Below are 24,409 nucleotides of genomic sequence, written 5' to 3'. Positions count from 1 at the left end.
GGCGTCAGGCTCCGGTCAGATCATAAGGGCGGGCGAGCACGATGGCTTTTCCGCTTTTCAGCGAGAAATGCACAGGGCCGCCATTCGCGACATTGGAAATAGTGCGGGAAGAGCCGAAAGCAAGCGGGAAATCCTTGAGAGGATAACGCACATTGCCGATATCGAGCCCCACAAGGTCGGTAAACCCGGCAACGGAAAACAGCGCACCGGGTGGCAGATCAAGATCGAACGAACCTGCCAGCAGCGGGCGGGCCTCCTCTTCGCCGGAGGTCAGCGTAACGTTGAGACCACGCTCAGTAAGCGCCACCGCGTAAAGGAGGTGCTGAAGTGCGTGGTCGCTTCTCGCTCCACCAAGCGCACCGGCAAGCACCAGAGAACGCGCGCCGCGGGCAAGGGCCTCCGACACCGCAATTTCACCATCGGTCACAGCCTTTGCAGCGGGATAGGGCTGTCGCACCACATCGGGCCAGGCGTCCAGCAGGTCCTTGTCGGTGGAATCGAAATCCCCCACCCAGAGCTCGGGTGTGAGCCCGAGCGGTGCGGCATGGCGCATGCCGCCATCGGCCGCAATCACACGGCTACCCTCAACCGCCGCTTTGAGGCGGTCGGTAACGGTGACATCGCCGCCAAGCAGAATGGTGAAGCGTTCTCTATCCATGCCCTGCCTTATCGCACCTCAGGCAAAAATGGAAAGGCAGAAACCCGATGAAATCAGCCGATATTGATTTTCGTCGGCTTCGGGATTATGAAACGCCTCAGTGGTGATTTGCCGACCGGCTTGCAGCCACTTTAAAGAAGTCGCTAAAGGGTCGAGGAAAAGGGTAATTTCCTGGGACCGGCTGCGATTTCGCTGCCGGTTTTTTTGTTTTCGCAACGTTCTTTACGTCATCCGAAAAGAGAGTTCGACATGCCGATCAAGATTCCCGATACGCTTCCCGCCTTCGACACCCTCGTTCATGAGGGCGTGCGGGTCATGACAGAAACGGCGGCCATCCGGCAGGATATCCGCCCGCTCCAGATCGGGCTTCTCAATCTCATGCCGAACAAGATCAAGACGGAAGTGCAGATGGCGCGCCTCGTCGGCGCATCGCCGCTGCAGGTGGAGTTTTCGCTGATCCGCATTGGCGGCCATCGTGCCAAGAATACGCCGGAAGAGCACCTTCTGTCCTTCTATGAGACATGGGAGGAAGTGCGCCACCGCAAGTTCGACGGTTTCATCATCACAGGCGCGCCCATCGAGATGCTTGACTATGAAGACGTGACCTACTGGAACGAGATGCAAAAGATTTTCGACTGGACGCAAACCAACGTCCATTCGACGCTGAACGTCTGCTGGGGCGCGATGGCCGCCATCTACCATTTCCATGGTGTGCCGAAATACGAACTGAAGGAAAAGGCTTTCGGTGTCTATCGTCACCGCAATCTCTGCCCCTCGTCGATATATCTCAACGGTTTTTCCGACGACTTTCAGGTTCCGGTCTCACGCTGGACGGAAGTGCGCCGCGCCGACATCGAAAAACACCCGGAACTCGAAATCCTGATGGAGTCAGAGGAAATGGGCGTATGTCTGGTGCATGAAAAAGAGGGCAACCGCCTCTATATGTTCAACCACGTCGAATATGATTCAACCTCGCTTTCGGATGAATATTTCCGCGATGTGAACTCGGGCGTCCCAATCAAGCTGCCGCATGATTATTTTCCGCACAATGATCCGGAGCTTGCCCCGCTCAACCGCTGGCGCAGCCATGCCCATCTGTTTTTCGGCAACTGGATCAACGAGATATATCAGACGACGCCTTATGACCTCGAAGCAATCGGCAAACTAGCGGCGTAAATTGCGGGATTGCGAATTGCCGGAAAATGACGCAACGTCCGCCGGCAATTCAAAGATATCGGGAGAATGACGCAATGAGCGACGCGGCGGCACGGGAGAATTTCGGTTTCACGGCAACCGGCGAAAAGGTTGAGCGCGTCACCATCTCGAAGGGCGGGCTGACGGCCAAGGTTATCACCTGGGGCGCCGTCATTCAGGACCTGCGCCTCGATGGGCACCAGCCGCCGCTCGTTCTCGGCTTCGATACATTCGAGGACTACAAATATTCATCCTATTTCGGCGCGACACCCGGCCGCAACGCCAACCGTATCGGTGACGGAAAATTCTCGATCGACGGGCACGAATACCAGCTGGAACTGAACGAAAAAGGCGTCAGCCACCTGCATGGCGGCAGCGACGGGATGGGCAAACGTAACTGGATGTTGATGGAACACGGCGAATGCCATGCAGTTCTGCAGATCATCGATCCCGACGGCCGCGCCGGTTATCCCGGCAATTGCACGGTGACCGCGACCTATACGATCCGCGACGGCGGCGTGCTTTCGGTGGTCTATGAAACGGTGACCGACCAACCGACCATCGCCAATATCTGCCAGCATTCCTATTTCAACCTCGACGGTGCTGATACCGCACTTGGACATGAGATCAGCATCGCCGCTGACTTTTATCTGCCAACCAACGACAAACAGATCCCGACAGGCGAAATCCGCTCCGTCGAAGGCACCGTCTTCGACCTGCGCCACCCGACGCCGATGCGGCGAACGGAGGATGGCGAGCAGGTGCTCTACGACCATAATTTCTGCCTTTCGCCCGAGCGTCGCGCCAAGCGCAAGGTTGCCCGCGCCTATTCGCCCGCCTCCGACATTGCCCTTGAGGTTCACACCACCGAACCCGGCGTGCAATTTTATTCAGCCTTCAAGCTGAATGTTCCCGTTCCGGGCCTCGATGGCCGCCACTATGGCCCCTTTGCAGGTTTTTGCCTGGAAACGCAGATATGGCCGGATGCCGTCAATCATCCCGATTTCCCCTACGCGATCCTGCGTCCCGGCGAGACCCTGCGTCAGGAAACCGACTATATTTTCAAGAAGGGTTGAGGCGGCGGGCTGGGCTCAGTCCAGCACGCATCCCACATAACCGCCCGATGCTCGGGCACGCCGTTCGATAAGGCCGGCAAGCCGTTGCAAACCACGCCCCGGCTTGCTGGCAACGCGATCGATGGGATTGGGTAGGGAAACGGCAAGCAGTGCCGCTTGGCGGGAGCTGAGCTTTGCCGCCGGTACCTTGAAATGGTGCTGTGCTGCGGCCTCGATGCCGTAAATGCCGGGTCCCCATTCGGCAACGTTGAGATAAATCTCCATCATCCGTTTTTTGGACCAGACGAAATCGGCAGCAATCGCCAGCGGCAACTCCAGCCCCTTGCGCAAAAACGAGCGGCCGTTCCAGAGGAACAGGTTCTTGGCCGTCTGCATGGGAATGGTGCTGGCGCCACGGGTGGACGCGCCTTCGAGCGCATTGTTGACGACGGACTGCATCTGGTTCCAGTCAACGCCGCCGTGGAAACAGAATTGTCCGTCCTCGGACATCATTACGGATTGCACAAGGCGCGGCGAAATATCCTCGAGCGGCACCCAGCGCCGGTCATAACCCTGAAGTGTCACCAGATCGGCAAGCATCAGCGTCGAGACCGGCCGCATGAAAGGCAGGGCATAAACCGGGATCAGCAGATAAGGCAGGATCAGCAACGCCAGCAAGGTCATGATGATACGCTTTGCCAACGTGCGAAAATCCACCTTCGGACTGCTCCGGTCTTCCGCCAGCACGGCGTAATCTGCGTCGCTTTCAGGCGTACTGCTCAATATTCGTCAAAGCCCCGCACCAATCGAAGCCTTTCATATTCCATTGCCGCCTTCAAGGCGAGTCCGGTCAAACAGTTGACCTCAGGAATCACGAAAAGGTTGCCTGGCCCCGCGCGCCATGCCAAAGAGCGCGGCATGGACGCTCAGATGACGAATTTCGAAACGAAGCTGCGCGATAACGCGGCACAGACCGAATCCCTGCTTGGTCGCCTGCTTTCCGCAGAGGCGTGTGCGGATGAGATTACGCGCCCGCAAAACCTGCTCGACGCCATGCGTCATGGTGTGCTGAACGGCGGCAAACGCCTGCGGCCCTTCCTCGTCATAGAAAGCACGGCCTTGCTCGGCGGAAATGCCGAAGCAGCCCATTATGTCGGCGCCGCGCTGGAATGCCTGCATTGTTACTCGCTGGTGCACGACGATCTGCCAGCGATGGATGACGACGACCTGCGCCGCGGCCAGCCGACAGTGCACCGCAAATTCGACGAGGCGACCGCCATTCTCGCAGGCGACAGCCTGCTGACACTCGCCTTCGATATTATCGCATCGGACGAAAATCCTCTTGAGGCAGACCGCAAGGCGGCTCTCGTGCTCTCGCTCGCCCGCGCCGCAGGCGTCGGCGGCATGGCGGGCGGTCAGGCGCTCGATCTGGCTGCGGAAAAGAACGCACCTGATGAGGCCGGCATTATTACATTGCAGGCTATGAAAACCGGTGCACTGCTGCGCTTCGCCTGCGAGGCAGGCGCGATCATCGCCGGCAGCGATGTTTCCGAAAGACAAAGACTGCGCCTCTTCGGTGAAAAGATCGGCCTTGCCTTCCAGCTTGCCGACGATCTCCTGGATCTGACCGCCGATGCCGCCACCATGGGCAAGGCAACCGGCAAGGATGCCGCACGCGGCAAGGGAACGCTGGTGGCACTACGCGGTGAAGACTGGGCGCGCCTCAAGCTTCAGGAACAGGTGGCGGAAGCCTCCGAACTTCTGGCCCCCTACGGCGAAAATGCCGCGATACTCATCGCGGCCGCCAGATTCATCGCCGAACGGAAAAGCTGAGCCGGTTTCCCGGCTCACCGTTTTTCAGCCAATCAGCCCTTGAGCGGCGAAATCAGCACTTCGACACGACGGTTCTGGGCGCGGCCATCCGGCGTTGCGTTCGAAGCGATCGGCTGCGAGGGGCCGAAGCCGAGCGTCGAAATACGGCGCTGGTCGACGCCGCGTGCGCCGAGATAGTTTGCAACAGACGCCGCACGACGCTCGGAAAGCGCCTGGTTGTGCTGCTGGCTGCCGGTGGAGTCGGTATGGCCGTTGATGTCGATGAGCGTGCGGTTGAACTTGTTCAGCACGATGGCGACGGAATCGAGTGTCTGATAGAAGGGCGGGATGACCTGATCCTGATCCGTCGCGAAGGTGATGTTCGACGGCATGTTGAGAACGATGCTGTCGCCACGGCGGCTAACGGAAACGCCAGTGCCCTGAAGCTGGGCGCGAAGCTCGGATTCCTGACCATCCATGTAATTGCCGATTGCGCCACCGGCGAGTGCACCGATGCCGGCGCCGATTAGGGCCGCGTTGCGGCGACCGACCGGCGAACCGCCGACAGCCAGACCACCGAGAGCACCGACGACAGCGCCGATACCAGCGCCGCCCGCCGTGTTCGACATCTTCTGCTCACCCGTATAGGGATCGGTGGTGGTGCACGCGGAAAGATAGGTCCCGCAAAGGGCAACGATCGCGATTTTTTTGATCATGTGTTTTGATGCTCCGAAGGGTTCAGGCGGTATGACAGTGGAATTTCGGCATTTTCACGGTAGTTTTTACTCCGCCGCATCTTTCCGGCCAAAACGCTTTTCGATGTAATCGATCACAAGCGCTTCAAAATCCGCGGCGATGTTGGGACCGCGCAGGGTGAGCGCCTTCTCGCCATCGATGAAGATCGGTGCAGCGGGGCTTTCGCCGGTTCCGGGCAGTGAAATGCCGATATCGGCATGTTTGCTTTCGCCGGGGCCATTAACGATGCAGCCCATGACAGCAACATTGAGCGCTTCCACACCGGGATACTTTTCACGCCAGATCGGCATGTTCTTGCGAATGTCATTCTGGATATTCTGGGCAAGTTCCTGAAAGACGGTAGAGGTGGTGCGCCCGCAGCCGGGACATGCCGCAACCACCGGAATGAACTGGCGGAAACCCATGACCTGCAGCAATTCCTGCGCCACCTGCACCTCGCGGGTGCGGTCGCCGTTCGGCTCCGGCGTCAGCGAGACGCGGATCGTGTCGCCAATACCGTGCTGCAGCACATAACCCATGGCGGCAGACGAGGCGACGATGCCCTTGGAACCCATGCCGGCTTCGGTAAGACCGAGATGCAGTGCATGGTTGGAGCGTTCCGACAGCATCGAATAAACGGCAATCAGGTCCTGTACCTGGCTGACCTTGGCAGACAGTATGATGCGGTTGCGCGGCAGGCCGATTTCTTCGGCAAGCTCTGCGGAAATGAGTGCCGACTGGACGATGGCTTCGCGGGTGACCTGACGGGCAGAGAGCGGAAAACCCTGCTCCTTGTTCTTGTCCATCAGCGTCGTCAGCAATTCCTGATCGAGCGACCCCCAGTTTACACCGATGCGAACCGGCTTGTCATAACGGATCGCCATTTCGACGATTTCGCCGAACTGCTTGTCCTTCTTGTCCTTGAAGCCGACATTGCCGGGATTGATGCGGTATTTCGCCAGTGCTTCGGCGCAGGCCGGATGATCGGCCAGAAGCTTGTGGCCGATATAGTGGAAATCGCCAATCAGCGGCACGTCCATGCCAAGGCGCAGCAGCCGCTCGCGGATTTTCGGCACAGCGGCAGCGCTCTCATCGCGATCGACGGTGATGCGCACCATTTCAGAACCAGCCTGGAAAAGTGCCGCCACCTGCTGCACGGTGGCGTCGATATCCGCCGTGTCGGTATTGGTCATGGATTGTACGACGACAGGCGCACCGCCACCCACGATGACGCCCCCTACGTCGACGGCAACGGATGCACGGCGGGGCTTTGGATCGTAATCGGCGTGTGACGTCATGGCGGTCTCTGGAGCTTGCGGCAAGGTCTGGCAATTGAGGTGAAACAAGGGGGCCTGCTTGTCAACACCCAACGCATAAGAGCTTCTACTTTACCGCAATCATGGCAAAATTCGAGACGCCTATTCCTTGCCCGCACCATCCGCATGCCGGGCGAGCCGCGAAAGCAGCAAAACCACCACATGCAACAACGGCAGAGCGAGAAATACGCTGGCAAGGCCGGTATGTTCGGCAATGAAGCCGATGGCCGAGGGTGCTACCAGAATCCCGGAATAACCCATGGTGGTGACGACCGACAGGCCGATGCCGGGTGCCAGTCCCGGCATGTTCCCCGCCGCCGAAAAGGCGATCGGCACCATGTTGGAAATACCGATGCCGGCAATCGCGAAGCCGATGATCACAAACGTGGAATTTCCCGCAAGACCCGCAATCAGAAGGCCCGCAATCGACATGACCGAGCAGAACCGCAGGGTATTGACCGCGCCGAACCGGTCGCGCACCAGATCGCCGGCAAAACGCATGGCCGCCATGGTCATGGAAAAGGCCGCGAATGCGAAACCGGACTGGGACACGGAAGCGCCGAGTTCATTGCGCAGATAAAGGGCACCCCAATCGAGGATCGCGCCTTCCGGAATCATCGAAAACAGCGCCATCAGACCGATAATCCACGGCAAGGGCGTCAGCGGCAAGCGACCTTTCGGACGCTCCTCCTCGGCATGCGGGCGATCCGCAAGAACGCGCGGCCAAGCGACGACGAGCAAAACAAGGGCGATGACCGTCAACGCGATCGCATGCCCCTGCACGCCAATGGCCGTGATGAGATAGCCGCCAAGACCGGCGCCGATCAGGCCGCCCAGGCTCCAAAAAGCATGGCACGACGACATGATGGCGCGGCGCATGTCACGCTCGACCGCCACCGCATTGGCGTTCATGGCGACATCCATCGCCCCTGTCAGCCCACCGAACAGGAAAACCGCAATCACACCTGCCCAGATCGTGTCTGCCCAGGAGATGAAAAGCAGTGTCGGCAAGAAAATAGCCGCACTCGCAAGGCTGACCGTTCGCGATCCGAAACGGGCGATCTGGGAACCGGCGATCGGCATGAAAACCAGCGAGCCGACGCCGAAAACCAGAATGATCAGGCCAAGCGCACTTTCACTGAGGGATAAGCGCGCCGCAAATTCCGGTATTTTGGGCGCCCACGATCCCATCATGAAACCGTTCATCAAAAACAGCAGGGATACACCGAGCCTGTGCCGCGTCAGATAGGACGAGCGCTTGACCGTCGGCGAAAATGTCGTGGGGCCGTTCATCGGTAATATCCTTCAGACTTGACCGTGAGAGAGTTGGACGGCGTCATCGCCGCCGAAATGAACTTGTACGCCTTTAGCCGATAGCGCCTCGACCAATGTGCGGTCGGCGTCATGTTCCAGCACCAGGGAAAGAGGCGGAGAAAAGTCGTGCACGTGAAACGCCGCCTTGTGGCCCAGCTTTTCCGTGGTGATGGCGGCAACAATCCGCTGGCTGGCGCTGCAGGCAAGCCGCTTGAACACGGCATCCTCGAAAATATCCGCCGACAGGCCGGTCTCCGCCGCAACACCGCAAACGCCAAGAATACACAGCTCGGGCCGCATCAGCTCAAGTTGCCGCAACGCCATGGCGTCGATGGCCGCACCGACGGCCGGATCGACCTTGCCGCCGATCATGATCAAATCGATATCGGCCCGCCCCGTTAGTTCAGCGGCAATAGCAGGCGTATTCGTTACCACCGTTAATTTGAGATCGGCGGGGATAGCCCTTGCAATGGCCAGATTGGTGGAGCCAGCATCGATGAAGACGACCATTCCCGGCTCAAAAAGCGGAATTGCTGCGCGCGCCAACGAAGCCTTGCGATCGGCATCCTCGGCGATCCGTGTCTTCAGCGGCACCGTCTTGTTATCGGAAAGCAACGCCCCGCCATAGACGCGCAGACACTCCCCGCGCGCCGCCATATCCCGCAGATCCCGGCGGACCGTATCTTCCGAAACGCCGAAATTCTGGGCCAGATCCTGCGCAAGCACTCGGCCGCTTTGCCGCAACTGTGCAAGGATGAGCGCCTGCCGCTCGCTGACAAAATGATCGCTCATCGGGACTCATGCATAAACAGGAACAAACGTGCACGAACATGCATATTTGAGTTTCAGCGAAGGTGCAACAGCAAAACGCCCGCCGGGAGGGCGGGCGTTTATAATGAAAGACAAAATATCGCGGCTAGCGATGCCGTGTGGGCATCATTCCGCGTAAGCGATCAGCAGATCCTTTGCGTCGATCTGGTCACCCGGGCGCACGAGAACCTCGGCGACCTTGCCATCGCGTTCGGCGTGAAGCGCGGTTTCCATCTTCATGGCCTCGATGGAGAGCAGCACGTCGCCGGCCTTGACCTCCTGACCCTGATTGATGAAGACGCGGCTGATGACACCCGGCATCGGCGCACCAATATGTGTGCCATTGCCGAGTTCCGCTTTGCGGCGCACCGCAGAGCCGGATGCGCCATGAGCGCGATCCGGCACCTTGATGCGGCGCGGCTGGCCGTTGATCTCGAAGAACACCGTCACCATGCCCTTATCGTCAGTGCCGGAAGAGGCTTGATTGACGATGACCAGCGTTTTGCCGCGCTCGATATCGGCAAACAGCTCTTCACCGTCCTCCATGCCGTAGAAATACGCATGGGTGGGAAGCACGGAAACCGGACCGTAGGTCTCGGATGTCAGCGCGAAATCGGTAAACACCTTCGGATACATCAGATAGGATGCGAATTCGAAGTCGTTCACGGAACGCTCGAGTTTGGTCTCGATCGCCTTTCTCTCCGCATCGAGATCGGCATCCGGCAGCAAAGAGCCTGGACGAACCGTATAGGGCGCGTCACCCTTCAGCGCCTTTTTCTGCAGGGCTTCCGGCCAGCCGCCTGGCGACTGCCCAAGATCGCCCTTCAGCATCGAAACCACCGAGTCCGGGAAGGACACTTCGCGATCAGGATTTTCCACGTCGGCGACCGTCAGATCCTGGCTCACCATCATCAGCGCCATATCGCCGACAACCTTGGAGGACGGCGTGACCTTGACGATATCGCCGAACATCCGGTTGGCGTCGGCGTAAGCCTGCGCGACCTCGTGCCAGCGGCTCTCAAGACCGAGCGAGCGCGCCTGCTCCTTGAGATTGGTGAATTGCCCACCGGGCATTTCATGCAGATAGACTTCCGAGGCAGGGCCCTTCAGATCGCTTTCGAAAGCCGCATACTGGTTGCGCGCCGACTCCCAGTAGAACGAGATGCGGCGGATCCATTCCGTATCGAGACCCGTATCGCGTTCCGATCCGGCCAGCGCTTCCACGATGGAACCGAGGCAGGGCTGGGACGTGTTGCCCGAAAGCGCATCCATGGCGGCATCCACCGCATCCACGCCCGCATCGACGGCGGCAAGCACGGTCGCAGCCGCAATACCGGATGTATCATGCGTGTGGAAATGGATAGGCAGGCTGGTCGCCTCCCTCAGCGCCTTGAACAGCACCTTGGCAGCGGCAGGCTTCAGAAGTCCCGCCATATCCTTGACGGCGATGATGTGCGCGCCTGCACGCTCCAGCTCGGCGGCGAGGTTGGTATAATATTTCAGGTCGTATTTTGGACGCGCAGAATTGAGGATATCGCCCGTGTAGCAGATGGCCGCTTCGCAGAGCTTGTTCTCCTCGGCGATCGCATCCATCGATACGCGCATATTCTCCACCCAGTTCAGGCAGTCGAACACGCGGAACAGGTCGATACCGCCCTTCGCAGCCTGACGGACGAAATATTTCACGACATTGTCTGGATAGTTCTTGTACCCGACGCCGTTCGCACCGCGCAGGAGCATTTGCAGCAGCAGGTTCGGCGCACCCTCCCGGATCAGCGCCAGGCGCTCCCACGGGTCTTCCGTCAGGAAGCGCATGGAAACGTCGAAAGTGGCGCCGCCCCAGCACTCCAGAGACAGAAGCTGCGGCAAGGCCTTGGCATAGACACTTGCGACGCCGGCAATGTCATGGGTACGCATGCGCGTGGCCAGCAGCGACTGATGGCCGTCGCGCATCGTCGTGTCCGTTACCAGCACCCGCTTTTCGTTGCGCATCCAGTCGGCAAAGCCCTTCGGCCCCAGCCGGTCGAGCAATTGCTTGGTGCCATCAGGCGTCGGCGCATCGATGTAGGGAACCACCGGCTGTGCCGCATTTGCCGGTGGCTTAACGCGGCCCTTGGTTTCCGGATGCCCGTTCACCGTCACATCGGCAAGATAGGTGAGCAGCTTCGTAGCGCGGTCCTGACGCTTGACCTGTGCAAACAGCTCCGGCGTCGAATCGATGAAGCGGGTCGTATAGGTGTTGTTGCGGAAACTCGCATGGCCAATGATGGCCTCGAGGAAGGTGAGGTTGGTCGCAACACCGCGAATTCGGAATTCGCGCAGCGCGCGGTCCATGCGGCTGATCGCTTCATCCGGCTGCGGCGCCCAGGCCGTTACCTTCACCAAAAGCGGATCGTAATAACGGGTGATGATCGCCCCCGAATAGGACGTCCCGCCATCCAGACGAATGCCGAAGCCGGACGCCGAGCGGTACGCCGTTATACGGCCGTAGTCGGGAATGAAATTGTGCTCCGGGTCTTCCGTGGTGATACGGCACTGCAGCGCATGGCCGTTGAGGCGGATATCCTCCTGTTTCGGCACACCCGATTCCGGCGTGCCGATGGCGGCCCCTTCCAGAATATGGATTTGCGCCTTGACGATATCGATGCCGGTCACGACTTCGGTGACGGTATGCTCCACCTGAATGCGCGGATTGACCTCGATGAAGTAGAATTTGCCGGTATCGACATCCATCAGATATTCGACCGTGCCGGCGCCGATATAATTGGTCGCAGCCGCGATCTTCAAGGAATAGGCGGCCAGTTCCTGACGCTGCGCTTCGCTGAGATAGGGTGCCGGCGCGCGCTCAACCACTTTTTGATTGCGGCGCTGGATCGAACAATCGCGCTCGAACAGATGCACGACATTGCCGTGGGTATCACCGAGAACCTGGCTCTCGACGTGGCGGGCGCGCTCGAGCAGCTTTTCGAGATAGACCTCGTCCTTGCCGAAAGCGGCCTTCGCCTCGCGCTTGGCCTCGGTGACCTCGCGTGCCAGATCCTCCTTTTTGCGGATGGCGCGCATGCCGCGACCGCCGCCGCCCCAGGAGGCCTTCAACATCACGGGATAACCGATCTCTTCGGCCAGCCGCTCCACCTCGGCCATATCGTCCGGCAGCGGCTTGGTTGCAGGAACAACGGGAACATTGACCGAGATCGCCAGATTGCGGGCGGCAACCTTGTTGCCGAGCTGGCGCATCGTATCCGCCGTCGGTCCGATGAAGGTGATGCCAGCCTTGTTACAGGCCTCAACGAATTCGGGGCTTTCGGACAAAAGGCCGTAACCGGGATGGATCGCGTCCGCGCCGGAAAGTCTGGCCACGCGGATGACCTCCTCAATCGAGAGGTAGCTCTCGATCGGTCCCATATCCTTGGCGAGATGCGGACCCCTGCCGACCTGATAACTTTCATCCGCCTTGAAGCGGTGCAAAGACAGCTTGTCCTCTTCCGCCCAAATGGCGACGGTTTTTATCCCCAGCTCGTTCGCTGCCCGGAAAACTCGGATCGCAATTTCGGATCGGTTGGCAACAAGTATTTTCGATATTTTCAAGACGGTCTCCCCACACGCCAAAACAGAATTTCTGCTGCACTGCGGAATTAAGCAGCAAAACCCGGTCTTGAAAAGGGCAATTCGGGAGAGAAGCGTACTGTCGTAACTAGCTCAGCAAGCCGTTACGAAAGGCGAGTGCTACAGTATGCTGCCTGTTCTTGGCGCTGAACCGACGCTGGATTCCATTGATATACCAGTCGACCGTGTGATTGGAGATCGATAGCTGGCGTCCAATTTCGGTTGAGGTCATGCCATCAGCCATCAGCGTCAGCACTTCCATTTCCCGCCTTGTAAGTTCAAGAGCGGAAACATTCGGCGCGTTGTTGAGGTTATGGACCTGACCTGAAAGATCGAGCAGACGCCAGAACACCGCGCGCGTGGCCGCATCCAGCAGCTCAACGTGCAACGAGGGCAATTGCCGGTCCTCGCCGCCAAGGAACACCGCGCCGATGAATCCCGCGCGCCCGTGCACCGGAAAGGCATACCCACCCTGCAGACCGTAACGGCCGGCATCGTGAAAAAACACATTCGCCCTTTTTCGATGCATCGCGCGGGGCAGGCCCTCAAGCGCCTCTTTCCACTGAAACGGCTTGTGCACCATGCCGATCACCTTACGGACGGGATCGACGAGATTATATTTCTTGGCGCGGTAGACCTCGATCCACCCTTCCGGGAGATGTTGTGCGAGAATCTGGCCGGTGGAAGCAAGCTCCCCGGTCATCCGCCGGCTGACGAGGAAATATTCGAAACCATATTCGCGAATAAGTGTTACAAATTCGGAGCGAACACGATCAGCGTTTCCCGCCTGGTAGCACGCAGAGATGAAGTGAAGAATATCATGCATAAAGACACATGCCCGGAGCTTGGCTGGAAGGGATGACATGAAGGACATGGTCCCGCGAGGACGTCATGTTACTCGGGCGCCGGTCGGTTCAGACTGAACATATCGTCGTTAGCAATCCCTGAAACGAACATGCAAAATCTTGTGACGGCGTCCCCTAGAAACATCGGGTTCAGTTTTTTTTCGGTTCGCACGCGTGCTCGGTTTGTTAAGCCGCCATTCAGACTGAAAGAGCGATAATTACACAAATTTCGCCGTCTCATGCAACCTTGCTAAAACAGCATTGTATTGAGACCGAACAATCAACCGCTCGAAACAGACGCTGGACTGGATTGAAAATTTGACTTTGTTTCAGGTTTACACACGCGCCCTGCGCTATCTGACCGTACATAAATGGCGGGTGTTGATCGTTGTCATCGCCAACATCATTCTTGCAGCGATCACCATTGCCGAACCCGTGCTGTTTGGACGGATCATCGACGCCATCTCCTCCGGCTCCGATGTCACGTCCATCCTCATCCTGTGGGCGGGTTTCGGCGTCTTCAACACCGTGGCTTATGTCGCTGTCGCCCGCGAGGCCGACCGGCTGGCCCACGGTCGCCGCGCGACCCTGCTGACGGAAGCCTTCGGCCGGATCATCTCCATGCCGCTCTCCTGGCACCATCTGCGCGGTACCTCGAACGCGCTGCATACGCTTCTGCGCGCCAGCGAGACGCTGTTCGGCCTGTGGCTCGAATTCATGCGCACGCATCTGGCGACTTTCGTCGCACTCGTACTGCTTATTCCGACAGCCATTGCCATGGACCTGCGCCTCAGCTTCGTCCTGATCGGTCTTGGCATCGTCTACTGGTTCATTGGCAAGTGGGTGATGGGCCGCACCAAGGATGGCCAGGCTTCGGTCGAGGAGCATTATCACAGCGTTTTTGCCCATGTCAGCGATTCCATCAGCAACGTGTCCGTCCTGCACAGCTACAACCGCATCGAGGCTGAAACGAAGGCGCTGAAATCCTTCACCGAAAAACTGCTGAGCGCCCAATATCCGGTGCTCGACTGGTGGGCTTTCGCAAGTGCCTTGAACCGCACTGCGTCCACCGTTTCGATGATGATCATCCTCGTCATCGGCACCGTGCTGGTAAAGAACGGCGAATTGCGCGTCGGTGACGTCATTGCCTTCATCGGTTTCGCCAATCTTCTCATCGGCCGTCTCGATCAGATGCGTCAGTTCGTGACCCAGATTTTCGAGGCGCGCGCAAAGCTCGAGGATTTCTTCGTGCTCGAGGATTCCGTCAAGGAACGGGAAGAACCGGGCGACGCCCGGGAATTGTCCAATGTCTCCGGCACCGTGGAGTTCCGCAACGTCAATTTCGGTTTCGCCAACACCAAGCAGGGCGTCCACGACATCTCGTTTACGGCCAAGGCCGGCCAGACGATTGCCATCGTCGGACCGACGGGTGCGGGCAAGACCACGCTCATCAATCTTCTGCAGCGTGTCTATGATCCAGATTCAGGCCAGATTCTGATCGATGGAACCGACATCTCGACGGTGACGAAGAACTCGCTCAGAAACTCCATCGCCACGGTGTTCCAGGATGCCGGCCTTCTCAACCGCTCCATCCGCGAAAACATCCGCCTTGGTCGCGAATCTGCTACCGATGCGGAGGTCGTGGAAGCAGCAGCAGCTGCTGCTGCGACGGATTTCATCGACAGCCGTATCACCGGCTACCTGACCCAGGTGGGTGAACGCGGCAACCGCCTGTCCGGTGGCGAGCGCCAGCGTATCGCCATTGCGCGTGCTATCCTGAAGAACGCTCCCATCCTGGTCCTTGACGAGGCAACCAGCGCGCTGGACGTGGAAACGGAAGCACGGGTTAAGGCCGCCGTGGACGCGCTGAGAATGAACCGCACGACCTTCATCATCGCCCACCGCCTTTCCACGGTGCGCGATGCCGATCAGGTGCTGTTCCTCGATCAGGGCCGTATCATTGAAAAGGGCACGTTCGACGAGCTCAGCCAGCGTGGCGGACGCTTTACCTCGCTGCTGCGCACCAGCGGCCTGCTGACAGAGGACGAGGGCCAGCCCCGGCCGAAAGCCATCGCCTCCTGACACTCTGGCTTACGGAATATAATAAGGGCGGGCACCGTGGTGTCCGCCCTTTTTCTTTGTCCGTTTTCCAAGGTCTGCGAAGCTGCAGACATGTGCCTTGATAATGCAGGAAAGGGCCAAGCCTTAGCCTTAGCCTTAGCCTTAGCCTTGGCCTTGGCCTTGGCCTTGGCCTTGGCCATCAGCATTCAGCGATCCAACAGCGCAGAAACATGGCTCTGTAAAACTGCTCTGCCTGCGTGCCACGTCGAGAGGAGCACGGCTCACATTCTCGTTGGCCCTTGCAAGACCGTCGCGAGGCTGTGTCATTTCTCTAATTGAGATGATGCTGGAGATACCCGCCAGGACAAAGCTGTTACCGCGCCTCCGTACAGACAAACAATACCAGGGCAGCCACAATAAAAATAAAGGCCCCTGCGTCACCGCAGGAGCCTGATTTTAAAAGCAAACGTAGAGCCGATCGTCTCAGTCGAACGGGATCACCCGATCGTCAGCCGACAGGGGCTTGCCGTCAACGGACACGGAGACCTCCGCCGTGCCGGCCTTACGGCTTACGACGATGTCCTTTGCTTTACCGTCCAGCGTGATCTTCACCGAGAAGCCGCTCCAGTCTTCCGGCAGCGACGGCGCGATGTGAAGCTTGCCTTCGGTTCGGGTGATACCGAGAATGCCCTCGATCGCGGCGCGATAGAGCCAGCCGGCGGAACCCGTGTACCAGCTCCAGCCGCCGCGACCTGCATAAGCGCCCTCACCATAGACATCGGCGGTCACCACGTAGGGTTCGACCCGATAGGTTTCGGACGATGCCGCGTCGAGCGCATGGTTGACGGGGTTGAGCAGCTTGAAGCAGTTCCACGCCTCCTGCGCACGCCCCTGCTTGGCAAGGGCAAGCACTACCCAGGTCGCCGCATGGGTATATTGTCCGCCGTTTTCGCGCACACCCGGCGGATATCCCTTGATATAACCCGGATCATGCGGTGCCCGCGAGAATGGCGGGGTGAACAGACGGATGATACCGGCCTTTTCATCGACCAGATGCTCAATGACGGCGTCCATCGCCTGCCGTGACCGGCCTTCCTCACCCTCGCCGGAAAGAACGCTCCAGCTCTGGCCAAGTGAATCGATCTGGCATTCCTCGCTGGTGGCGGAACCGAGCGGCGTGCCGTCATCGAAATAACCGCGACGGTAGTAGCTGCCGTCCCAACCCGCAGTTTCGAGAGCATTGCGAAGCTTTTCGCGATGCGCCGACCACCTGCCGACACGGTCTGCATCACCGCGCTTTTCGGCGATCGCTATGAAGTCGCGAAGCGCACCGGCCAGGAACCAGCCAAGCCAGACACTGGTGCCCTTGCCGCCGATGCCGACACGGTTCATGCCGTCGTTCCAGTCACCGCCGAGGATCAGCGGCAGACCGTTTTCGCCGGTGCGATGGATCGCGAGATCAAGCGCCAGCGCCGCGTGTTCGTAGAGGCTAGCGGATTTGTCGCTCGTCTCCGGCTGGAAGAAGGCATCGTGCTGCCCCGGCATCAATGCCGGTCCCTTGATGAAGGGGATGCTTTCATCAAGGATGGCCGCATCACCCGTAGCCGAGACATACTGGTTGATCGCATAAGCGAGCCAGACCACGTCATCAGAGATCGTCGTGCGGACACCGGCACCGGTCAAAGGCAGCCACCAATGCTGGACATCGCCTTCAGCAAACTGGCGGCCTGCCGCACGCAGGATCTGCTTGCGAGCGAGATCCGGCTGGTAGAGCAGGAATGCCAGCGTGTCCTGAAGCTGGTCACGGAAGCCGAAGGCGCCGCTCGACTGATAGAAGGCCGTGCGCGCCAGGATGCGGCACGCCAGCGCCTGATAGGGCAACCAGCTATTGACCATGTGGTTGAAGCCGGCATCGGGCGTGGTAACCTGCAACTGGCCGGTAAAGCCAGTCCAGAACGCCTTGCTGCCCTCCAGCACCGACTGGAAATCCGCCGCACGGACTTGTTCGACCAGCGTTGCCGCCTCCTCCGCATTGTCGGCATCGCCGAGAATGAAGGTCATATGCCGTTCTTCACCAGGCTTCAGGTGGATTTCCTGCATCAAGGCGGCGCAGGGATCGCCGTCCACCTCGGTGCTGCCACTGAGTGCCGCACCAGACACAATGCCCTGCGGAGCCTGTGCAGAACCGAAGCGGCCGATGAATTCACGGCGGCTGGTGGTGAAGCCGCTTGCCTCGCTGTCGAGCGTCAGGAAGGCAGTGCGGGTGCTATAGTCGATGCTGTAAGGGTTGGAAGCAAAAATCGCATTGCTGCCGGCATCGTGCCTGCTCAGGATGAACGGCGCAGATTTCTGGCCATTATTGCCCAGCACCCATTCCACATAAGCATAGACTTTCAGGCGGCGGCTTTTCGAACCCTTGTTGCGTACGATGAGCTGCGAGAACTTGACCGGCTTTTCACGGTCTACCGTCTGCGTCACCTCGACTTCAAGCTTATCCGTCTTGCCGGTCATTACGGAGTAACCGAGACCATGACGGGTTTCGAACAGGGCTTCCGGATCACGCGAAAGGGCAGCACAGGGCGTATAGAGCTTTCCTGTTTCCACATCGGCAACATAGAAGGCCTCGCCCGGCCGGTTGATGACCGGATCGTTGCTCCAGGGTGTCAGCTGATAGTCACGGGAATTGCGGCTCCAGGTGAAACCAGCGCCTTCCGCCGACACATGGAAGCCGAAACTTTCGTTCGAGATGACGTTGATCCAAGGATGCGGTGTGGATTGCCCACCATGCAGGCGCACGACATATTCCTCTCCGCTTTTGGCGAAACCGCCAAAACCGTTCCAGAAATCGAGATCGCCCGCATCCTCGACAGCCTCAGCGACGGGGAACGCAGGCACCGGCAGGCGAGCCTGCGCGGCCTCAGTCCCCCCGTCAGGACCGCGATGCGCCGCAAAAAGCGACACGGCGCGGTTGATCTGGTCGACAATCTTGCCATTCCGCACATGCAGCACGACACGGGAGGCCGCCAGAAGCGCGCTCCAGGTCTCTTCGTCCATCAAGTCGCGCCGAACGGAGAACACGTGCGGCCTTCCACCATCGGCGGGATTGATGCGACGCTGTGCCTCGGAAATATGATCCAGCGCATGCTGCATATCCTGTGCATACGACGCGGCTCGTTCGTTGACGATGACGAGATCGAAGATCACGCCACGCGAACGCAGATATTCGTGGGCGCTGAGCGCCTCACGGGCAATATCCATGTCCATATCGTCGTTGATACGCAGGCTGAAGATCGGGAAATCGCCCGAAATGGCAAGCGGCCAAAGCGCCCGCTGCGAAGCGAGGCCCGTTTTCAGCGTTTCCGAATCCGCGCGCAGATGCATGTCCGGATAGGTCAGATAACGGCCAAGATGCTGGAAAGCGGCGGCCTGCTGCGAAGTGACACCCACATGGCGCATCTGCACCTGCGTGCGCGTCCATGCATGCACGAGTTCGTGGGCAAATGCGTCAGGATGGCGATAACGGTCGATCGCCTTGTCGACTTCCTCGCGGCTCGGCGCGGCAATCGTCCAGAAAATCACGCTCACCTTCTTGCCGGCCGGTACGCGCACAGTGCGGCGCAACGACAGGATTGGATCGAGCGTGAAGCCGTCGGTGTTGGAAAGCGTGGCACCCGTATCGAATGCAGCCGCTTCACCGAGCGATCTGCCGCGGCCGATGAACTTGGCACGGTCCGTCTCGAACTCCGTCGGGCGCGATGGGCCGGCGTTATCGGCAGCAAGATGCGCGATGATCGTTCCGGGCTCATTCGGGCTGCGGCGGTTACGCCAGGCGCGGATCACATCGCCGCGCCGGCCGATCTCCGTCTGCACGAACATGCGCGAGAACAGCGGATGGGCGTTGTCGTCGTCTTCCGACGCAATGACCGGCTCCATATAGGAGGTCACTTCAATGTAGCGATCCTCGGAACCGACATTGAGCAGCGTGACGCGGCGGCCGTCGGCATCGTGCTCGGTGGCGACGATGCATTCAACGACGCTCTGCAGATCGCCGACATTCTTGTGGAATTCGGCCTTGTCGTCGGTGAAGATCGTCTTGGTCTTTTCGCCTTCGATGACACGCGGCTCAGCCGTCGCACTCCACCATTGTCCATTGGTGGTATCGCGCAGGAAGATGAAGGTTCCCCAACGATCTTCGGTCGGGTCGGCCTTCCAGCGGGAAATCGCCTGACCGTTCCATTTCGAATATCCAGCACCGGTTGAGGTGAGCATCGTCGAATAATGGCCGTTCGACAGAAACACCACTTCGCGGTCGCGCACGGCCGGGTCGGCGATGGAGCGCACTTCCGCACGCAGCAGGTCTGCCTGTTCCTTGCCTGGGGTTTCCGGCTCGTATTTGGCGCTCATGACAGGCACTTCGCGCGGTGCCTTTTCCTGCAACAGGAGTTCGGCCGCCTCGATTACCGGGTCGGAATGGAAGAGTTCGCGCAACACACCGTCAAAGGCGACGTTGGCGACAGCCGCGATCGACATGCCGTGGTGGTGGGCATAATAGTTGTAGACCACCGCGCAGACCTTGCCGTCAGGCACACGTGTCGGCGTGAAATCCACGGCATCATGGAAGCCGTACTGTCCAAGCGCGCCAAGCTTGCGCAGCTTGTCGAGGTTTTCCAGCGCACCGTCAGGATCGTACTGGCTGGCGAGAATCGACGCATAGGGCGCGATGACAGCATTCTGGCCGAGACCGCGCTTGAGGCCAAGCGTCGGCACACCGAAGTTGGTGTACTGGTAGTTCATGTTGTGATCGCGGGCGTTGAACGCCGCTTCGGAAATGCCCCATGGCGTGCCGAGACGGCGGCCGTGGTTCATCTGTTCCTTGACGATCAGATTGTTGGTCTGGTTGAGAATGCCACCCTGACGCTCCTGCATGACGAGCGGAGGCATCAGATATTCGAACATCGAACCCGACCAGGAGACCAACGCGCCCTGCGCACCGATCGGCACAACCTGGCGGCCGAGACGGTACCAGTGCTCGGTCGGCAGATCGCCCTTGGCGATGGCAAACAGGCTGGTCAGGCGGCATTCGGACGCCAGAAGGTCGTAGCAGGCCTCGTCCAGTTCCTTGCTTTCGACGCGGTAGCCGATCGACAGAAGACGGCGATCCTTGCGATAAAGGAACGTGAAATCCATCGAGAAAGCGAGGTTGCGGCTGCGGTCGCGCAGCGATGCAAGACGCTGGCGTAGCGGCTCCATATTGGTGAGGTCGATGGCGCTGTCTGAAATATGCGCCTCGCAGCAATCCACGAGCAATTGTGCCCAGCGTGTCACTTCCGCGCTCTGCGCAGACTTTACTTCGTGATCGACATTGGTAGCGAGCTTCTGGATGTCGCGCGCGAGTACCGCAAGATTGATGACGCGGATCGATGCGAATTCATGCTCGCGCTTGACCGAGGCAAGAGCGTTCGAAAAACCGATGATGCGTTCTTCGAGGCGGCGATGCAGCGGACGCAGGTTCTTGCGGTCGTCAGGCAGCGCTTTCAGCGTTTCGCGCAGAATACCGGCGAGATCGCCGATACCGTCGAGATTACCCTGAAGATGCGCGGAAGGCGCTTCCGCCCACTGGCGGCAGGCAGACGAAACCGCAATCAGGTGACCGGCGAGATTACCGCTGTCCACCGCCGAAACGTAACGGGGACCAAGCGTCTGCAGCGTGTCCGTATGGTACCAGTTGTAGAGATGGCCGCGATGTTTCTCCATCTTCTCGACGGTCTGGATCGTGTTCTCGATCCGCTCCAGCGTATCGGCAAAGCTGATCCAGCCAAACTGGCGCGCCGAAATGATGGAAAGCAGGTAAACGCCGATATTGGTAGGCGATGTACGCGAGGCAACAATCGGCTCCGGCGTTTCCTGGAAGTTGTCCGGCGGCAGGTGGTTTTCCTGCGGTGTCACGAAGGCTTCGTAATAACGCCACGTGCGACGCGCGATCTTGCGAAGCTCGAAAGAGACGTGTTCCGAAACGAACAGCCGGTCTTCGGTTTCCGCCGACTGGCTGACATACCAGGCAACGGCGGGAGACAGAACCCAGAGCAGTGTGAAGGGAATGCCGATCAGGAAGGCATTGTCACCGGGCAGCGCCGCAAACAACAGGCCGAGCATGGCCACAACAGGCGCATGCCACATCTGGCGGAAATAATAGGTGATGCCGCCCTGGGCGCTAGACTGCATGCTGGCGGCGGTGCGCCATTCCAGCATCAGCTTGTGGCTGACGAGCAGACGGTAGAGCGAACGGACAATTGCATCCGTCATCATGCAGGCAGAATCGGCAATGAAGACGATACGCAGCGCAACCTGCGCATTGGTGGCGCGGATTTCCGACCAGATGGTATGGAAATGCGCCTGAGGCACGATATCAGTGGAGCGCGGCACGAGGCCGGAAAGCAGCGAGAGCGTCGGAGCGACGAACAGCGAGAAGATCAGCAGGATCTGCCAGATCAGCGCACCGAGCGGGTCCATGAAATACCAGCCGAGGATCGAGGCAAAGAACCAGGCAATCGGCGTCAGCGAACGGCGCAGGTTATCGACCATCTTCCACCGGCCGATCGCGGTAACACCACGGGCGCGGTCGAGAATATAGGGAAGCAGCTGCCAGTCGCCACGCGCCCAGCGATGCTGGCGCGAGACTTCCACCTCGTAGCGGGTCGGGAAATCCTCGACCAGTTCCACATCGGTCACCAGCGCGCAGCGCGCAAAGGATCCTTCGAGCAAATCATGGCTGAGGATGGAGTTTTCCTCGATCCGGCCCTTAAGAGCCGCCTCGAAGGCATCCACGTCGTAAAGACCCTTGCCGGTGAAGGTGCCTTCGGAGGTCAGGTCCTGATAAACGTCGGAAACGGTGAAGACGTAAGGGTCGATACCGCGATTGATGGAGAAGACACGCTGGAAGACGGAGGCATCCTTGCCCGTCGTCAGCGAAGGCGTAACGCGCGGCTGCAACAGGCCATAACCTTCAACCACACGTCCCGAGACCGGATCGATGACGGGGCGGTTGATCGGGTGATGCATCTTGCCGACGAGTTTGGTCACCGCATCGCGCATCAGGCGCGTATCGGCATCAAGCGTCATGACGTATTTGACATCGGCCGGCACGATATTGGCGCCACCGAGGAATGTCGTGTCCTTGTCGCCGCGCAGCAGCATGTTCAGTTCATGCAGCTTGCCACGCTTGCGCTCCCAGCCCATCCAGCAGCCTTCGGACGGGTTGTAGATGCGGCGGCGGTGCAACAGGTAAAAACGCGTCTTGCCATCGAAGGCATAACGGCTGTTCAGCGCCGACAGTTCGCGCTTGGCATATTCGAGAATCTCGAGATCGTCGCCGGACTGCTCATATTGGGCATCGCGCCAGTCGCTGACCAGCGCGAAATAAATCTCGCCATGCGGATTGGCGAGATAATGCACCTCGATATTGCGCATCATCTCATCGACGCTGTCGCGGCTGGTCAACATGCAGGGCACGGCAACAAGCGTGCGGGCGTCCTGTGGAATACCGTTCTTGAACTCGTATCCGACCAACCGGAACGGCTTCACGAAGAAAGTGACGAGCGTGTTGAACAGACCGGTCGCGCCTTCCGAAGCAGGCAATGCAAACATCAAGAGGAATGCGGTCACCACATACCAGGGCATGCCAGCTTCGGCCAGGAACCAGCCGACGGCAAGCATGACGAGCGCGGTGATGAGAAACACTGGCGCCGCAATTGCGAGCCAGTTGAACTTGCGCATAGACCGGACGATATGCTGCGAGACCAGCGGCCTGTAAGCGAGCACCTTTTCAAGCTCGAACCGGCGCTCGCCGACGAGTACGGAGCCGACATTGACGCGATGGTTTTCAGACACCTCGGCAGGCTCGCCGGATCTCGCCATTTCCACGGCGGCACGCGCGACCTCTACCTCTGTCTTGGGGGAGCGACGCGCCAGAAGCTCGATCGTGTTGCGATAGGTGTTGCGCGAACCGAAATCGAGAATCTCGTAATCGGTTTCCTCGCGCAGGACCTTGTCGATATGGCTGACTTCCTCGAACCACACCGACCATTCGGTATCGTCGATTTCCCTCAGGCTCTTGACGATATTGCCCATCGTCACATTGCCGGAGGCCAGCCGGTTGTGTTCCGACATCATGACGTTTTCAGCGTCGGTGCCCGCAGCATGCAGGCGTTCTTCAAGCCAGGCCACCGCAAAACCCGAAGTCTGCGAGCCGTTTCTGAGGCGATAGAGGAACTGCGTCGCAAAGGTCGGGTCATCGACCAGCGAATCGACCTGCTTGAGAAGTGCCGCGGAGGCTTCCGCATCGTTCAGGCGAATGATTTCGTCGACGACTTCATTCGCCTTCTGGCGCATGCGGCGCGAGCGTTCCACGCGAATGGAGATGCGGCGAAGATTTTCGATGAGGACAAAACGGATGATGGAGGGCAGCGCCCACAATTCGCCGATCTGCAGCGTCTTCGACGTCTGGTAGCCATCCACCAGCGCCGTCATGTTCTCGCGCGAGACCGTGCTGTGGGTATGGGCGACATAAAGCCAGCCGAGCGCCATGACCCGCGGGATCGTCACGCCGCCCACCGTCATTGTCGGCAGCTGGCGATAGAACTTGCGCGGAAAATCGCGGCGGACTTCCTGGATCGCCTCTTCGATGACGTAGTGGTTGTCGAGCAGCCATTCCGCCGCCGGCGTTATCGTCGCGCCATTTTCCGCGTCGACGGCCGTTGTGCGGTAGACCCGCAGGATTTCCTTCTCGTTCTCACGGTGGCGCTCGAAGAAGTCGAACTCCATGAAGCCGGGAAGGGTATCGGCACCGTCGCGCGAAAGCGCGGCACCGGCATCATGCAGTTCCTCGACCGTCATATAGGACGCGCGGATCGAATCATTGTGATCGATCTGCTTCGTCTCGGAATCACGGGCGGCGGCGGTCGGGGTAATATGAAATGACATCGGCTCGTATTCTGAACTTTATGG

At 59.3% G+C, this 24,409-nt stretch carries 13 protein-coding genes and 1 riboswitch; of the genes, 4 read left to right on the top strand and 9 right to left on the bottom strand.

The genetic code is table 11. The annotated features are described in order from the left end of the window. Window positions 1-4: 4 nt before the first annotated feature. Window positions 5-658 (bottom strand): thiamine diphosphokinase, encoded by a 654-nt coding sequence (locus tag FB593_RS15770; protein ID WP_025594605.1) that lies wholly within the window; start codon window positions 656-658, stop codon window positions 5-7. 90 nt (window positions 659-748) lie between these two features. After that, window positions 749-825: riboswitch (SAM riboswitch) on the top strand. An 82-nt stretch (window positions 826-907) separates the two neighbouring features. On the opposite strand from FB593_RS15770, the gene metA reads away from it, so the two are divergent. Further along, complete coding sequence (gene metA, locus FB593_RS15765; RefSeq protein ID WP_003516567.1) at window positions 908-1,834, top strand: homoserine O-acetyltransferase MetA; 927 nt, start codon at window positions 908-910, stop codon at window positions 1,832-1,834. 74 nt (window positions 1,835-1,908) lie between these two features. Next, the gene (locus tag FB593_RS15760) at window positions 1,909-2,928 is read left to right on the top strand and encodes an aldose epimerase family protein (protein WP_112290114.1); all 1,020 of its coding nucleotides are present in this window, start codon (window positions 1,909-1,911) and stop codon (window positions 2,926-2,928) included. A 15-nt stretch (window positions 2,929-2,943) separates the two neighbouring features. Here the strand turns inward: FB593_RS15760 and mtgA are convergent, their stop codons facing one another. Beyond that, window positions 2,944-3,690, bottom strand: a complete 747-nt coding sequence (mtgA, locus tag FB593_RS15755; protein WP_003516563.1) for a monofunctional biosynthetic peptidoglycan transglycosylase — start codon at window positions 3,688-3,690, stop codon at window positions 2,944-2,946. A gap of 135 nt (window positions 3,691-3,825) precedes the next feature. On the opposite strand from mtgA, the gene FB593_RS15750 reads away from it, so the two are divergent. Next, the gene (locus FB593_RS15750) at window positions 3,826-4,740 is read left to right on the top strand and encodes a polyprenyl synthetase family protein (protein WP_112497308.1); all 915 of its coding nucleotides are present in this window, start codon (window positions 3,826-3,828) and stop codon (window positions 4,738-4,740) included. Between the two features lie 32 nt (window positions 4,741-4,772). Here the strand turns inward: FB593_RS15750 and FB593_RS15745 are convergent, their stop codons facing one another. From FB593_RS15745 to FB593_RS15720, 6 genes are all read right to left on the bottom strand, one after another. After that, window positions 4,773-5,435, bottom strand: a complete 663-nt coding sequence (locus FB593_RS15745; protein ID WP_019566011.1) for an OmpA family protein — start codon at window positions 5,433-5,435, stop codon at window positions 4,773-4,775. Window positions 5,436-5,501: 66 nt separating this feature from the next. Beyond that, window positions 5,502-6,752 (bottom strand): flavodoxin-dependent (E)-4-hydroxy-3-methylbut-2-enyl-diphosphate synthase, encoded by a 1,251-nt coding sequence (ispG, locus tag FB593_RS15740; RefSeq protein ID WP_038492469.1) that lies wholly within the window; start codon window positions 6,750-6,752, stop codon window positions 5,502-5,504. 120 nt (window positions 6,753-6,872) lie between these two features. Then, window positions 6,873-8,063, bottom strand: coding sequence for an MFS transporter (locus FB593_RS15735; RefSeq protein WP_003516553.1), 1,191 nt, complete (start codon window positions 8,061-8,063; stop codon window positions 6,873-6,875). Between the two features lie 12 nt (window positions 8,064-8,075). Continuing rightward, window positions 8,076-8,876, bottom strand: coding sequence for a DeoR/GlpR family DNA-binding transcription regulator (locus FB593_RS15730; protein WP_113473326.1), 801 nt, complete (start codon window positions 8,874-8,876; stop codon window positions 8,076-8,078). 144 nt (window positions 8,877-9,020) lie between these two features. Then, window positions 9,021-12,482 carry a pyruvate carboxylase gene (gene pyc, locus FB593_RS15725; protein WP_038492474.1) on the bottom strand — a complete coding sequence of 1,154 codons (3,462 nt, stop codon included), beginning with the start codon at window positions 12,480-12,482 and terminating at the stop codon, window positions 9,021-9,023. Window positions 12,483-12,588: 106 nt separating this feature from the next. Further along, the gene (locus FB593_RS15720) at window positions 12,589-13,326 is read right to left on the bottom strand and encodes a LuxR family transcriptional regulator (RefSeq protein ID WP_003516548.1); all 738 of its coding nucleotides are present in this window, start codon (window positions 13,324-13,326) and stop codon (window positions 12,589-12,591) included. A 337-nt stretch (window positions 13,327-13,663) separates the two neighbouring features. Here FB593_RS15720 and FB593_RS15715 point away from each other — a divergent pair, with 337 nt between their 5' ends. Continuing rightward, window positions 13,664-15,427 carry a glucan ABC transporter ATP-binding protein/ permease gene (locus FB593_RS15715; RefSeq protein ID WP_013636948.1) on the top strand — a complete coding sequence of 588 codons (1,764 nt, stop codon included), beginning with the start codon at window positions 13,664-13,666 and terminating at the stop codon, window positions 15,425-15,427. A gap of 462 nt (window positions 15,428-15,889) precedes the next feature. Here FB593_RS15715 and FB593_RS15710 read toward each other — a convergent pair whose 3' ends face one another. Then, a complete protein-coding gene (locus FB593_RS15710; protein ID WP_145166737.1) occupies window positions 15,890-24,385 on the bottom strand; it encodes a GH36-type glycosyl hydrolase domain-containing protein in 8,496 nt (2,831 codons plus the stop codon). Window positions 24,386-24,409: the final 24 nt, after the last annotated feature.

This window comes from Rhizobium sp. SJZ105, from assembly GCF_007828365.1.
Classification (GTDB): Bacteria; Pseudomonadota; Alphaproteobacteria; order Rhizobiales; family Rhizobiaceae; genus Agrobacterium; species Agrobacterium tumefaciens.
Note: the sequence above shows the minus strand (reverse complement) of the source record. Positions and strands in the feature narration are given on the sequence as shown.

Excerpts from the sequence above, each read along its gene's own strand:
- FB593_RS15770 (WP_025594605.1), bottom strand. The coding sequence starts at position 658 with ATGGATAGAGAACGCTTCACCATTCTGCTTGGCGGCGATGTCACCGTT.
- metA (WP_003516567.1), top strand. The coding sequence starts at position 908 with ATGCCGATCAAGATTCCCGATACGCTTCCCGCCTTCGACACCCTCGTT.
- FB593_RS15760 (WP_112290114.1), top strand. The coding sequence starts at position 1,909 with ATGAGCGACGCGGCGGCACGGGAGAATTTCGGTTTCACGGCAACCGGC.
- FB593_RS15750 (WP_112497308.1), top strand. The coding sequence starts at position 3,826 with ATGGACGCTCAGATGACGAATTTCGAAACGAAGCTGCGCGATAACGCG.
- FB593_RS15745 (WP_019566011.1), bottom strand. The coding sequence starts at position 5,435 with ATGATCAAAAAAATCGCGATCGTTGCCCTTTGCGGGACCTATCTTTCC.
- ispG (WP_038492469.1), bottom strand. The coding sequence starts at position 6,752 with ATGACGTCACACGCCGATTACGATCCAAAGCCCCGCCGTGCATCCGTT.
- FB593_RS15735 (WP_003516553.1), bottom strand. The coding sequence starts at position 8,063 with ATGAACGGCCCCACGACATTTTCGCCGACGGTCAAGCGCTCGTCCTAT.
- FB593_RS15730 (WP_113473326.1), bottom strand. The coding sequence starts at position 8,876 with ATGAGCGATCATTTTGTCAGCGAGCGGCAGGCGCTCATCCTTGCACAG.
- FB593_RS15720 (WP_003516548.1), bottom strand. The coding sequence starts at position 13,326 with ATGCATGATATTCTTCACTTCATCTCTGCGTGCTACCAGGCGGGAAAC.
- FB593_RS15710 (WP_145166737.1), bottom strand. The coding sequence starts at position 24,385 with ATGTCATTTCATATTACCCCGACCGCCGCCGCCCGTGATTCCGAGACG.